This is a genomic window from Pseudanabaenaceae cyanobacterium SKYG29 (assembly GCA_025055675.1).
Taxonomy (GTDB): domain Bacteria; phylum Cyanobacteriota; class Cyanobacteriia; order Pseudanabaenales; family Pseudanabaenaceae; genus M5B4.
In genome coordinates, this window is sequence record JANWWT010000003.1 from 84,879 (window position 1) to 98,378 (window position 13,500).

Genomic DNA, 13,500 nt, shown 5'->3' on the forward strand with positions numbered 1-13,500 from the left:
TTAGTCCCTTGGCAATCTCTCTATGACTCAGACAGCGGCGGTAACTACTTCTACTTCCTTCGACTTTGCCGAATTCGATCGGTATGTGATGAACACGTACGCTAGGTTTCCCATTGCGATTGAGCGGGGGAGAGGTTGTCGGCTGTGGGATAGTGAGGGTAGGGAATACTTGGATTTCGTGGCGGGGATTGCCACCTGTACTTTGGGTCACGCCCATCCTGTGTTGATCGAAGCTTTGACGGAGCAAATCCACCAGCTACACCATGTCTCTAACCTCTACTACCTGCGTGCCCAGGGACTTTTAGCTAAGTGGCTTGTGGAACATTCTGGCGGCGATCGGGTGTTCTTCTGCAATTCGGGGGCAGAGGCGAATGAGGGAGCAATCAAACTCGCCCGCAAGTATGCCCATGTCAAGTTGGGGATTGATGAACCTGTAATTCTCTCGGCCCATGCCAGCTTCCACGGTAGGACGTTAGCTACCATCACCGCCACGGGTCAGCCCAAGTATCAAAAACACTTCACACCCCTACCCTCAGGCTTTGACTACATTCCCTACAATGACCTGGAGGGGTTGCAGGCAGCCCTTGATCGTTATCACAACCGGGTGTGTGCCATTTTGCTGGAACCCTTGCAGGGGGAAGGGGGTGTTTGTCCTGGCGATCGGGATTATTTTCAAGCTGTGCGTTCTCTCTGTGATGAGCGGGGCATTTTACTCATCCTGGACGAGGTGCAGGCGGGCATGGGGCGCACAGGTAAGCTCTGGGGGCATGAGAATTTGGGCATTGAGCCTGATATTTTCACGACAGCAAAGGGCTTGGGGGGCGGTATTCCCATCGGTGCTATGGTCTGTAAGTCCCACTGTGATGTGTTTGAACCAGGAGACCATGCTAGTACGTTCGGTGGCAATTCCCTCGCTTGTCATGTGGCATTGAAGGTCTGTGAAACTGTCCTCAACCAAAATCTGGTGGCTAATGCCTACGATCGGGGTCAGCAGTTGAGTCAAGGCTTGGCTAAGATTGCCCAAGAATTTCCCGAACATATTGCTCAGGTGCGGGGGTGGGGTTTGATTCAAGGGTTGGTATTACAGCCAGATAGCCCGATCGCTGCCCGTGATGTGGTGCAGGCTTGTATGGAACGGGGATTGCTGCTGGTGCCCGCAGGAGTAAAAGTGGTGCGGTTTGTCCCTCCCCTCATCGTAGAGGCAGAAGAAATAGAGCAAGCGATCGATCGGGTAGGAGAAGGTGTAGCCAGTCTGGTAAAATAGGCGTAAGCTGTTAGGCAGGCATATGACTACCCACTATATAGAGCTAGAAATTTCTTTGGCGGAGCCTCTGACGGTCGCTCAAATTGAAGAGGAATTAAAAAAGGAAGGGGAACCATTACGCTGGGCAGTGACCAAGGTCGATCGGGAAGAACAAAAGGCGATCGTGGAGGCAGTGGTTACCAGGGGCTAAAAGCGAGTTTAGCTCACCTCTATGAGATGGGCACTGATCTGCAAACTAGCTAACTCCCGCACTAAACGTAACCCCTGATGTTTGAACAATAGCACATCTAGTTCCCCTGGCAGATGGCGGAACACTTCCCTTGCCTGTTCAAACTGACAGCCTGTGATGCGGACAATAGTGTCTACCCCACTAGCCAAGTGGCGGCGGTCCATGACCTCAGTTACACACAAGCGCCAACGCCGTGTTTGGGCTGTATCCCTACCCAACTCGATACGGTGCAGTGCATCTGTAGTCGCCAACACAATTAACCGATCGCCTACTTTTAAGCGAATATCGTAGCTGGGTAGAGGCGTAGGTTGACCTGTGCGGGATTGATATAGCACAGGGAAGACTCCGTAACCGTAAGCAACCTCTGTGATCAACTTGCCATGGAGGGTATCCCCTGCCTCAATTGTGTACTCCGTCACCAAAATTGTATGTTGCCGCAACTGAAATAAACTGAGCACATTTTCCCCATAGGCACCAGCAGCGAAAGCTTCTGCCGCTAGAGCATAGGCACATAATACTTGAGCATGGGGCAATAACCGTGATAAATGACTGCTAAAGCGCGGCTCAAAGGTACGAATCACCAGGTCTAGGTGGGGATTTTCCTTCTGGGCAACTAAACCCAACTCCAGATTAGTCATTTCATCATCGGTGACAGTAATGATGCTTTTAGCCGTGGCAAGGTTAGCGGACTGTAGGCATTGCTTTAAGTCCCCTGTGATAACCGGCACCTGGGGTAACACCGTACTGTCCACTTCCTCCCCATGCAGGGCGACCAAGGGCTGGCGGAACTCCTGCAAATACTCTGCTACTCTCTGCCCCACCTGCCCTAATCCCACAAGCACCACGTGATCCCGATCGGGCACCGGCGGACGGCGGGACAAAAACCGTAGGCGCAAACTCAAAATGCTATCTGTAAGCAGACCGTAGAGTACCCCCGTTAAAGCAATCCCTGTCAGCGTCATCAGGAGGGCAAACAGTTGTAACCAGAGGGGCACGATCACACGGTCAGTAATGCCGCCAAAAATATCGCCATATCCCCCCAAAATCAAGGTCGCCGTGGTAGCAAAGGCATTTTCTAGAGACACCCCCTGCATCCCAAACAGCAATGTGCCCCAAATTCCCAGAGCCAACACCAAAAAGAAACAGCCAGCAGCGATCGTGCGAATTTTATCCTGCCCCGTCCATCTAAAGAATTCTATGATCCTCCTTTGCCACGATCGGGGGTTGAGGGCAGCGAGAACCATCCCTAACCAATGGCGGAAGGTCAGCTTGTCTTTTGTGCCCAGGGTAGAGGCATAGTCCGACACCTCTACGTAGATAACATTGTCATCTGTGTCCAAACGATCGGTGGGTTCCCAGTCATGGAAAATGTCCCCTGCATAGAGTAACTTGTGCTTTTGTTCGTGGCAGAGGACACGCAGGTCGGGGCGGTTAATTTCTTGCAAGGTTAATTTTTGCCGCCAGGGGTGACTATCGGTAATCTGCCCCTTAACTACCCGCAAGAGGTAGTTGTCTATCTTAAAGCAACCTAACGTCTGTGCTCCCAGGGCTGCCAGAGCGAAAGCTGCTGCGGGTAGCTGGTCAGGTTCAAAGGCAATGAAGTTACCTAGGTGTTGGGCAAGAATCTCGTTGAGCTGTTTTTTACCAGAACGTACCACCAGTCTGATATGGGGGTTAAGGGAGCGTGCCACAAAAGCTGCCTCAATATTAACCTGCTCCGATGAAGTGACCAGTAAGATACCGCGACACTCCCTAATCCCTGCCTGTTCTAGAATTTTCCCCTGGCGACAGTCCCCAAAAAATAAATCCAAAGCATCCTTCATCCCAGGAATTTCCCAAGTTTTGGGCGTGGTCTCACTGATTGCAGTAACCTGAGCACCGAATTCCTCCAGGGCTGCCACACAGTGTTGTCCTAAGCTGCCTAAACCACAGACCAAGAACCGATTGGCAGCGATCTCTCCCTCCATGACGATAACTCCCAACTTGTTCTACAATACATTAAACAGGGAGAGATGGCAGAGTGGTCGATTGCGCCCGACTTGAAATCGGGTAAGGGTAACACCTTCCAGGGTTCAAATCCCTGTCTCTCCGTCGCTCTAGCGGTAACTAAGTGTTTTAGAGATTCCATATTGTTGCCGCCGGCGCTCAACACTGGTTTCGGAACCTATGAAGAATACCCTCGCTATCGTTAACGATCGACTACGATCCAGGTGGTACAGGGTTTATCTCGCAGTACGTAAACGTACCCTCTTCTTAGCGTACAAAGATACCATCACTCAGAAATGGCTTGAGGTTTCCTCGAAGTTGGCTGCTACTCCGATTAACTGTTCTGGCAAGTCAAAGAGGTATATAGTCAAGTGCGGCACATTTTAGTAGGCTAAACTAAAGCGGTCTTTAATAAGAGGTTAATTATGCGGTTTAATTGGATTTGGCGGCTAGGCATGGTTTTCTGCCTGGTGCTGTCGTTAATACTTGGTATTGCCCCTGCTGAGGCTGTACAAAAGCCCCTAACCTATGATGAAATTTTGGGGACAGGTTTGGCAAACAAGTGCCCCGATGTGACTGAGGGTGCCCGCGGGCGCGCTGTGATTCCTCTGGAAGTGGGCAAGCCAACCGAAATTTACAATCTTTGTTTAGAACCCACCAACTTCTTTGTCAAAGAGGAAGTCAGCAATAAGCGCCGTCAACCTGAATTTGTCCCCACCAAGCTCCTTACCCGTGCTACTTCTAGCCTAGATTTCATCAAAGCTACAGTCACCCTCCAACCTGATGGCAGTCTCGTCTTGGAAGAGAAAGAGGGATTGGACTATCAGCCGATCACTGTGCAATTGCCAGGGGGAGAGAGAGTAGCGTTTTTGTTTTCTATCAAGAACTACAAAGCTGTATCCCAACCCGGGTTGATTGGTTTGACCACCGCCGTAGATTTTGAAGGGGAAACAGAGGTGCCCACCTATCGTGGAGCTAGTTTCATTGACCCCAAGGGTAGAGGTCTGGCTATTGGTTACGATGCTGCAGAGGCTCTCACTGCTAAGCGGGATGAATTTGAAGCCAGTATCAAAAAAGATGAATTTATGAAGGGCAAGCTCTCTATGCAAATTGAGAAAATCAATAGCAACACTAGGGAAATTGCCGGTACCTTTGAGTGTGAGCAACCCTCAGATACAGAATTTGGTGCCTTTGAACCCAAAGAAGTAAAACTGCGGGGTATCTTCTACGCTAAAGTACGTTAGTAACACTACTGGGCAGGAGTTGACTGCAGCTTCTGCCTCTGTCCTCTACTGAGGTTTTCTATGCAAACTAATCGCTTGCTGGCTCTCCTCCTCGTGGTTATCTGCTTTGTCTCCGCCGTAGTGGGCTTCAAGAATCAACGATCGGTTCTGGTTCCCCCTACCCAGGAAAATCACCTAGAAATAGTAAGGTTGACCGGTGCCATTACTAGTGACCCCAATACCTTGGATGTCCGCGACCGTCTCCTAGAGATTCTGGAGGAAGATAATGTCAAAGGTGTACTCCTGTCTATCAATTCCCCAGGGGGCACAGTAGCGGCTAGTCAAGAAATTTACCAAGCGGTACGGCGGCTGCGGGAAAAAAAACCTGTCTACGTCAGTATGCTCGATGTGGCTGCCAGTGGGGGCTACTATGTAGCGAGTGCTGCCGATCGGGTTTATGCTAACGATGGCACTTTAACAGGCAGTATTGGTGTAATTTTAAGCGGGTTTAATGTGGGAAAGCTCCTAGAGCGGCTGGGTGTAGAACCCCAAACCATCAAAACTGGACCCTACAAAGATATTTTTTCCCCCTACCGCAAGCTGTCCGATAGCGAGCGGGAATTGCTGCAGGGTTTAATCCAGGACACCTACGAAAAATTCGTTGCTGATGTGGCGGCAGGGCGTAACCTCGACCCCAAAGTCGTAAGAGAAGTAGCGGACGGGCGGGTGTTTACCGGCAGACAGGCACTACAGAATAAGTTAGTAGATGCGATCGGGACACAAAGTCAAGTGGAGATAGATTTACGTGCCGCTGCCAGGGCAAAATTTGGCTTAAAAGAGAGTGAGAAACTGCCCCTGCGGGAGAGTCGTCGTTCCTTCGATCGTTTGTTGCAGCGTTTTTTACAGGGCAAGTTGGGAGTATTTGGTCGTTCTGGTGTGCCCAGTTTGGAGGTACCGATTTTGTTGATGCCCAGTTGGTTCCTACCCCAGGAGTTTGTAGTGTATAGTGAATTGGGCAAAGTCCTGGAACCCCAGTGAGGAGTACGTGATTACGAAGGTAAAAAAGTTAGGGGCTGTGCGCCTACGTTGGCTGCTTGTCTGTTTAGCCTTTGTGGCGGGAGGATTGGGAGCTGCTACTGCTTTGTTTGTCAGCAGCCGTCCCTTTCAAAGGACACCTACTGCTGTCGTAGAGGACAGTATAGTCCATGTGGCACAGTTGCGTCGTCCTGTTAACATCTTGGTGCTGGGTACGGTGGTTCTGACCTCTGACTTACCAGGGGCGGGCCCCCTACCCGTCAACAATACTTACTGGGAAACAGTGGATGGCAATCTCGATGGGCAAAGTGACACTATTCTGCTTATCCGCTTTGACCCTCACAGCCAAACTATTACTGTCCTCTCTGTTCCCCGCGATACTCAGGTGGAAATTCCAGGGGTGGGTCTCAGTAAAATCAATGCTGCTAATTTTGTGGGGGGGGCAATTCTCTCAGCTAAAACTGTCAGTAAATTACTCAATGATGTCACCATCGATCGTTATGTGCGGGTGAATGTCAATGGTTTCGCTCAGCTCATAGATGCCTTGGGGGGTGTAGATGTTTATGTGCCCTACGATATGCAATATCGGGACGACAGCCAGCGTCTATATATCAATCTGCAGAAGGGAATGCAGCATTTAGACGGCAAGCGAGCCATCCAGTTTATGCGTTTCCGTCAGGATGACTTGGGTGACATTGGCAGGCTGCAAAGACAGCAGATGCTCATCCGGGCTTTGCTGGAACAAAAGCTCAATCTGGAAACAGTGAAGAGAGTGCCCCAACTGCTGGAAGTTGTGCGAAACAACCTCGATACCAATCTCTCGATTGAGGAAATGCTAGTGCTAGTAGCCTTTGCCCACAAAACCGATCGGTCTAATGTGCAGATGCTAATGTTGCCAGGGCGGTTTAGCACCGAGGCAGAGTATAACTTAAGTTACTGGCTGCCAGATAGTCGCCACATTAAGCAGATGATGCACCGCTATTTCCAAGTCAACTACTACCCCGACGAGGAAGCAACAGACAACACGACACCTGCCCATATTCGCGTTGCTGTGCAAGATAGTTTAGGTTCTTCCTCTGCTGTCAATTCCCTAGTGCAAAAATTAGCCGATCGGGGCTATGCCCAAGTTTTTTCCACCCAAACAGGCTGGACAAAGCCAATAGACCGCACTCTCATCATTGCCCAGTCCGGGGACCGAGAAGTTGCTGAGCAAGTAAGGGCAGCCCTAGGGATAGGCGAAATTGTGCTAGAAGCCACGGGGGACATTGAATCGGATGTGACTGTTCGTATCGGTAGGGATTGGCTAACTAGAGTGCCCGCAACACCCCCATCTCCTTCTGACAAGGCACGACCCTGAGTAAATCGCACCGCGCACAATAAGCTAGGTCGGCTTCCCCCTGCAGGCGCAACAGTCTTTGACCATGGGTTGCCTGGTAGAACATCTTTTCCAGGTCATGGCGCCACTGACTATAGAGGGCATGGGCTGCTACCGCCTCATCATTCCCCAAGTCATAGCGATCGGTCAAGCGATCCACTACCGCACCTGCACAAGCTGTGTCTTCCAGGGAGAAATTCCCTTCCCAGCCCGACCCTACCACCCATACAGTTTCAGGTTGCTGTTGTTGTACTAATTCCGTAATTACCGCCAAATTGACGAAGGCTGCTGTTAACACCTGGGGGGCATGACTGACCCGTTGCAGTGCCCTAGTGCCGTTGGTCGTGCTGAGCAAAATCCCTTTCCCCTTAACCCGATCGGGAGTATAGTCCAGAGGAGAATTGCCTAGGTCATAGCCCTCTACCCGTTTGCCGCCCCGCTCTGCTGCTCGCAGGCAATACCCAGGGGGATAGGAGTTACCCACTTGGTCTAGTTCATGCAAACTGGCAAATACCTGCACAAATTCCGCCCCCGCTGCCAAAGCCGTAGCAATAGTTGTAGTTGCCCGCAGAATATCTACTACGATCGCGCAGTCGGGTGTACCAGGGGGAACCGCTTCGGGAGTATGGTAAACGAATAACTTCATGGACAGCTCGACAAACTGCTTTTAGGATACCACGCTACAGACCGTCCTGGCGACGGCGGTAGGCACGCTGTAAAGCTACCGACATTTCATCTATGCGAATTGGTTTTGTGAGGTAGTCGTTAACACCAATCTCGAAGGACTGGCGGGCAGTTTCCGCCTGGGCATCGGCACTTAGAGCAATAATCCAGGGTTGATAGCCCGATCGTTCCCTGATCAGTTTAGTTGCCGTCAGCCCGTCCATTTCTGGCATTTGGATATCCAGTAAAATCACATCATACACCTGTCGGTCTAGGGCCTCTAGTACCTCTAACCCATTAGCCACTAATTCCGCCTGATAGCCCAACTTTTCCAACATTTTCAGGCAGACCTTCTGGTTGACTACATTATCTTCCGCCACCAAAATACGTAGAGGGAATTGACTTAACTTGCGTATAGCAGAATCCTGGGATGCTTTAGTAACTGACGGTAAAAATATTTGAGCTAGTAAACCGTATAGAGTATCATAACGAATCGGCTTACTAAGTGATAGCGGAAAAGGATAACTCTCACCGTACTCCAATAAGAAGATTTTTGGTATAGATGCAGCTGACTGCAAATCATCTGTAATTAAAACATCGGCTTGCTCAAGATTAGATATAAGCTCCATTCCCAAGCTATTCAGGATAGAAGTGATCATGCAATATATATCATTTTGCTGGACGGAGACAGCAATTTTTCTTCTAGGCAGTGGGGCTGGGAGATGGGGGCAGTTAGCTAACTCAGCTTTAATAGTAAAGTTAAAGGTAGAACCCTCTCCCTCTGTACTCTCCACACTCATCTTACCACCCAACAACTGAGTCAGTCTATAACAAATAGATAAACCCAAACCTGTGCCACCGTAACGTCTGGTAATTGAAGAATCAGCTTGAGTAAAGGGATCAAAAATATCCTGTAACCGATCGGCAGGAATACCAATCCCTTCATCGATCACAGCAAAGGATAATTCAATTTCTTTGCTACTAATCTGCTTAGCAACATACACAAAGACAGTGATTCTACCCTTCTCAGTAAATTTGACAGCATTACTCAACAGGTTGAGAATAATCTGTCGCAGCCTTGTCACATCCGATCGAATCCATAGAGGCACATTAGAGTCGAATAAGTAGAGTAATTCCAGCCCCTTTTGCGCTACTTGGGGGTAAATCAAGTCAATAGCATCCTCTACGCAGTGTCTTAGGTTAAAATCCTGCATTTCTAATTCAATCCTGCCTGACTCTATTTTGGAAAAGTCTAAAATGTCGTTGATCAGAGTCAGAAGAGTTTCCCCACTTTGACGAATGGTACGAACATAATCTTGTTGCTCTGGGGTTAGATTAGTAGTCTGCAAAATACTGGTCAGACCAATTACCCCGTTCATGGGTGTCCGCAACTCATGACTCATGTTTGCCAGAAATTGACTTTTGGCAACGTTGGCTTCTTCCGCTCTGCGGCGCTGTTCAATCAAGACATGGCGGTTTTCCTGGCGTTCCAGGTGGAAAGAAATAGCACTAGCAGCTGCCCTTAACAGTCCTAAAGCTCCTTCCGACCAAGGTTCAGTAGAAACACAATTGTCAAACCCTATAAATCCCCAACATTCTTGATTGACAAACAAGGGTAAAATCAGAATTGACTGAATATCCTGGGATTCTAAAATCTGTCGTCCTAACTCTGTTAATTCAGATACAATACAAGCAACCTCTGTCCCTCGTGAGAGTTGTTCTACCCAGCTAGGGAAATATGCCTCAAAGTCAGCATTCTGTAGCTCAGGGTTGTCAATTTGCGGTTTGATGCCAGGGGCACACCATTCATAAATTTGGCTAGTTAACAGCCGCCCATCTGCCGATCGGTGATTAGCAAATATATAAGCCCGCGAAGCCTTTGCTGTTTCGCCTAGTTGTTGCAAGATACGGGGGTAGCACTTTCTGTCCTCATTCATCAGTAATTGTTGTTGGATTTCAATCAAGCAATTCAGATAGGACTGATTCTGCAGCATTGCATCTTCCGCCTGTTTTAGTTCTGTGATGTCTGTGACGATACCCCCGATCGCTTCCACTTCCTGTTGTTCATTGAGGAGGGGAAACTTGGTGACTAGGTAAACTTTTTCGATACCATTTTTATTGACTGCCATCTCTGTTTGCACAGATTTCTTGGTAGCCAAAATTTGTCGATCCATATAGTCAAAAGTAAAAGCTAGCTCTGGCGTATAAATTTCACAATTGTTTTTGCCCACCACGTCTGCTAGAGATAATCCCAGGTAATTGAGCAGGTTTTCATTAGCATAAATATATCGACTTTGGCTATCTTTTACACCAATAAAAGCAGGTATGTTAGTCATTACCCACTCCATCAAACGGCGCTGTTTTTGTAATTCTATTTCTATCTGTTTACTCTGGGTAATTTCAATCGTAATGCCTACCACCCGATCGGGTCTACCTGTAGCATCAAGTAACACTTGACCACTGACTAAAAACCAACGTTGGTTAATAGCAAAATCTGCCAGCCTGACTTCCTGCAGAAAAGAACCGCCTGTCCTAAATTGAGTACGCACAGTTTTCTCCAAAATCGGTCGATCCAATGGGTGAATTTGGTCTAGACTTTCCTCTAAAGTCATTCGCCAAGCATCCATGCGCCAAGTTCCAACCTGAAAGGTACCAATCCCCTCTACCGTTCCCGTAGCAATTTCATATTCCCAACAAACACCTCTGGCGCTGGAAAGAGCAATGCTTAGCTGATTTTCTCTCTTTGCTAACTCTGCTAGGGTATTGTGCCATTCTGTCTCTATTTGTTGCTGTCTGGTTAAGTCCCGCAAGAAACTGTAGATATATTTCTTACCTCCCACCACAAACAGAGTGCTGTAAATGCTGACGGGGACAGGATAACGATCGGGGCGAGGAATGCATAGACCTTCATACCAACCACCAATCCTGCCCTGAAAAGCAGTTTGCGCCTCCTCTCTCTGTTCTTCAATGTAGAGCTGGCTATGATGCATGCCAATCAGTTCTTCCGGTCTTTTGGCAGTCAGAGAAAACGCCTTTGCATTTGCTTGCACCAATTTACCACTATCAGCTTCAGCAATCATGACAGCATCAGGGGTAGCTTCCAGCATGAGTTCATGGCGGGGGTCAAGACAGGCTTCCACCAAGAGAGCATCTTCTCCTGCTTCGATCGTTACTGGTGTGACATAGCAAAGATAGCTACTACCTGCTATAGTGAGTATCCATTCTGTCACTTTGCTCCCGGCTTGCAGGTCAGAAAAATGACCAGCATCTTTTAATAAATTCTGCCCTGGCAGATTGGCATACCAAATTTCACCTTTGCAAAGGATCCAGACAGGAGTCTGCAACAAATCGAAAACCTGGCATTGAGTACGCCCCAAGCCCATATACTTTGTCTACAAAACTTTTACGATGTTATCACAGATATAGCTATTTTATTTCTAATTTGGGGGAAGCGGGGCAGTTTGCTAAAATGGAATAGCTGTGTGAACGGAGATATGGAGCGACCGCCAGTAGTGATGACAATTGCTGGCTCTGATAGCGGCGGGGGGGCTGGTATCCAGGCTGACCTGAAAACCTTTGCCTTTCACTGTGTGCACGGTACCAGTGCCATTACCTGTGTCACTGCCCAAAATACCCAAGGTGTAACCGCCGTTGAGGCTATGCCTTTGTCTTTGATTACAGCTCAGATTGATGCAGTTGCTGCTGATATGCAAGTGGCAGCCCTAAAGACGGGCATGCTGCTTAAATCAGAAATTGTCCAGTTAGTGGCTAAGAAAATAGTCGGTCAAGGCTGGCGGCAAGTTGTAGTTGATCCTGTGATGGTCTCCCGCACGGGCGCAAAATTGTTAGATGAAGAGGCTATTGATTCTATCACCCACCGGCTGTTACCTCTAGCTTTGTTAATCACGCCTAATCGTTATGAAGCGCAGTTGTTGACAGGTAGGGATATAAACGGGATCGATGATATGCAATTTGTAGCAGAAGAGATACATAAAAAAACAAAGACAGCGGTTCTAGTCAAGGGTGGCGGTATGACAGTACCAATCAAAGGCACGGACGTCTACTTTGACGGCGAAAAGATGGAACTATTCCCCCAGGAAGCTATCCCTACCCCCCACACCCACGGCACTGGCTGCACCCTATCAGCAGCGATCGTTGCCAACTTAGCCCTCGGTTTTTCTCTATTAGAAGCGGTTAAGAAAGGGAAGGCATATGTGACAAAAGCGATCGAGCACAGTCTGACGATCGGGAGGGGGCAGGGGCCAGTAGGACACTTTTTTCCCCTGCTAGCAGATTAGAATGAACGGCGGGGACGCATAGGCGGACGTTGACTCATCAACTCACGGAATTTGGTGCGTTGTTCAGGTGTGAGAATTTGGCGCATTGCCAACATTTGTTCAAAGCGAATTTCCGCCATCTTGGATTTGACTGCTTGAACTTCTTGGAATTTAGCCCGCAGTTGTTGTTCAGGGGCATTGGAACTAAGGAGTTGATCCATCTCTTGCCGCAGTTGTTGTTTTCGCTGTTGCAGGTCTGCCAATTCTCCCTGGCGCTGTTGCCGAATCACCTCTAGCTGCTGTTTTTGCTGTGGTGTCAGATTCAGTTCCTCTAGCAGACGGCCTCTTCTTTCTTCCCAACGGGGAAACTCTCGCTCCGGCGGGGAGGGTTGGGCAGAGACGGTCAAAGGCAGAATTGTCAGTGCTGACAGTAAGAATAAAGAAGTAAGATGTTTCATGTTATTTGTCCTCCTGATCAGTAAAGAGATAAGAGAGAGAATCTTCCGATCGGGCAGTAGCTACCTCCCAATTTTGCATGAGGGCGGCTTCCAAACTGTTAGTATCTAGCTCAGTTTGTGCCACCTGCCACTGCCTAAAGCGAGCAAAACCAAAGAGTCCAGCCCCCACCACCACTGTACCAATCAGTAGCGGTAACCAGGGGAAAACAGCAGAACGAGGGGTCAGTTGTTGTATGATTTTCTCCTCTAACTCCTCTCTGGGGGGAGGTACTTCTAGTCGATAAGTGCGGATAAATTGCACAAGGGCATCGTCTTCCTTCATAGTTCTACTCCTTGACTGATAAGATACTGCCGCAAGGCTTGGCGGGCATGAAACAGACGAGATTTCACCGTACCGATCGGTAGTTTAAGAATCGCCGCAATCTCTTTTTGGGGAACTTCCTCCAAATCGTGCAAGACTATAACAGCCCGATGCTCAGGGGACAGTTGGTCTAATCCCTGATAGAGAATTTGCTGATAGTGGAGATGCTGCAGAGAGGGAGTGTTGTCCGGATCAGGCAGATGATGACAGCCTTCTACAGGTACAGGAATATGTTTTTGATTCCGTTTGGCAAACGATCGTCTTTGGTCTGTAGCTACATTCCAGGCAATGCGATAGAGCCAGGTAGAAAACTGACAAGAGCCGCGAAACTGCCTTAGTCCGCGCCATGCCCGCAAAAACACTTCTTGCACCAAATCATCTAACACTTCCTCGCCACACATTTGAAACAGAAGAGACCGTACCTTGGGATGATGTCGTTGATACAACAGACGAAAGGCATGGGTGTCACCCCCCAACGATCGGTGGATGAGTTCTCCATCTGTCAGCCCTACAGGTGATAGTGAGTTTATGGAACCGGATTGGGCAACCATTGGTTTTGTTGAGCAACTACCCTTAAGACTGTCCGTGGTAGCGGCAGGTTCAATTCTTTGTTTTTTGTTGCAACAGGT

12 protein-coding genes and 1 tRNA gene are annotated in these 13,500 nt (G+C 48.7%); 7 read left to right on the top strand and 6 right to left on the bottom strand.

Annotation, left to right across the window (positions count from 1 at the left end):
* Positions 1–22 precede the first annotated feature (22 nt).
* Both NZM01_06695 and NZM01_06700 read left to right on the top strand, forming a co-directional pair.
* Complete coding sequence (locus NZM01_06695; protein MCS6959721.1) at positions 23–1,264, top strand: aspartate aminotransferase family protein; 1,242 nt, start codon at positions 23–25, stop codon at positions 1,262–1,264.
* Between the two features lie 22 nt (positions 1,265–1,286).
* Positions 1,287–1,454, top strand: a complete 168-nt coding sequence (locus NZM01_06700) for a hypothetical protein (GenBank protein ID MCS6959722.1) — start codon at positions 1,287–1,289, stop codon at positions 1,452–1,454.
* Positions 1,455–1,462: 8 nt separating this feature from the next.
* Here the strand turns inward: NZM01_06700 and NZM01_06705 are convergent, their stop codons facing one another.
* The gene (locus tag NZM01_06705) at positions 1,463–3,460 is read right to left on the bottom strand and encodes an NAD-binding protein (protein ID MCS6959723.1); all 1,998 of its coding nucleotides are present in this window, start codon (positions 3,458–3,460) and stop codon (positions 1,463–1,465) included.
* 39 nt (positions 3,461–3,499) lie between these two features.
* Between NZM01_06705 and NZM01_06710 the strand changes: the two genes are divergently transcribed.
* The 4 genes from NZM01_06710 (at position 3,500) to NZM01_06725 (ending at position 7,094) form a co-directional block, all read left to right on the top strand.
* A tRNA-Ser gene (locus NZM01_06710) sits at positions 3,500–3,584 on the top strand.
* Positions 3,585–3,904: 320 nt separating this feature from the next.
* Positions 3,905–4,723, top strand: coding sequence for a photosystem II manganese-stabilizing polypeptide (locus tag NZM01_06715; protein MCS6959724.1), 819 nt, complete (start codon positions 3,905–3,907; stop codon positions 4,721–4,723).
* A gap of 60 nt (positions 4,724–4,783) precedes the next feature.
* Positions 4,784–5,740 (top strand): signal peptide peptidase SppA, encoded by a 957-nt coding sequence (sppA, locus tag NZM01_06720; protein ID MCS6959725.1) that lies wholly within the window; start codon positions 4,784–4,786, stop codon positions 5,738–5,740.
* Positions 5,709–7,094 (top strand): LCP family protein, encoded by a 1,386-nt coding sequence (locus NZM01_06725; GenBank protein MCS6959726.1) that lies wholly within the window; start codon positions 5,709–5,711, stop codon positions 7,092–7,094. Before sppA ends, NZM01_06725 begins: the two co-directional genes overlap by 32 nt.
* Here the strand turns inward: NZM01_06725 and NZM01_06730 are convergent.
* Positions 7,045–7,758: a 2-phosphosulfolactate phosphatase family protein gene (locus NZM01_06730; GenBank protein ID MCS6959727.1), complete on the bottom strand. Its 714-nt coding sequence runs from the start codon at positions 7,756–7,758 to the stop codon at positions 7,045–7,047. The genes NZM01_06725 and NZM01_06730 overlap by 50 nt on opposite strands.
* A 34-nt stretch (positions 7,759–7,792) precedes the next feature.
* Positions 7,793–11,158: an ATP-binding protein gene (locus tag NZM01_06735; GenBank protein ID MCS6959728.1), complete on the bottom strand. Its 3,366-nt coding sequence runs from the start codon at positions 11,156–11,158 to the stop codon at positions 7,793–7,795.
* A gap of 111 nt (positions 11,159–11,269) precedes the next feature.
* Between NZM01_06735 and thiD the strand changes: the two genes are divergently transcribed.
* Entirely contained in the window at positions 11,270–12,073 is an 804-nt protein-coding gene (gene thiD / locus NZM01_06740; GenBank protein ID MCS6959729.1) for a bifunctional hydroxymethylpyrimidine kinase/phosphomethylpyrimidine kinase, read from the top strand.
* Here the strand turns inward: thiD and NZM01_06745 are convergent.
* Genes NZM01_06745 through NZM01_06755 form a run of 3 tightly spaced genes read right to left on the bottom strand, consistent with a single transcriptional unit; the run spans position 12,070 to position 13,422 of the window.
* The gene (locus tag NZM01_06745; protein ID MCS6959730.1) at positions 12,070–12,510 is read right to left on the bottom strand and encodes a Spy/CpxP family protein refolding chaperone; all 441 of its coding nucleotides are present in this window, start codon (positions 12,508–12,510) and stop codon (positions 12,070–12,072) included. The two genes, thiD and NZM01_06745, sit on opposite strands and share 4 nt — an antisense overlap.
* A gap of 1 nt (position 12,511) precedes the next feature.
* A complete protein-coding gene (locus tag NZM01_06750) occupies positions 12,512–12,832 on the bottom strand; it encodes a hypothetical protein (protein MCS6959731.1) in 321 nt (106 codons plus the stop codon).
* A complete protein-coding gene (locus NZM01_06755; protein ID MCS6959732.1) occupies positions 12,829–13,422 on the bottom strand; it encodes a sigma-70 family RNA polymerase sigma factor in 594 nt (197 codons plus the stop codon). The genes NZM01_06750 and NZM01_06755 overlap by 4 nt, the downstream gene beginning before the upstream one ends.
* Between the last annotated feature and the right edge of the window lie 78 nt (positions 13,423–13,500).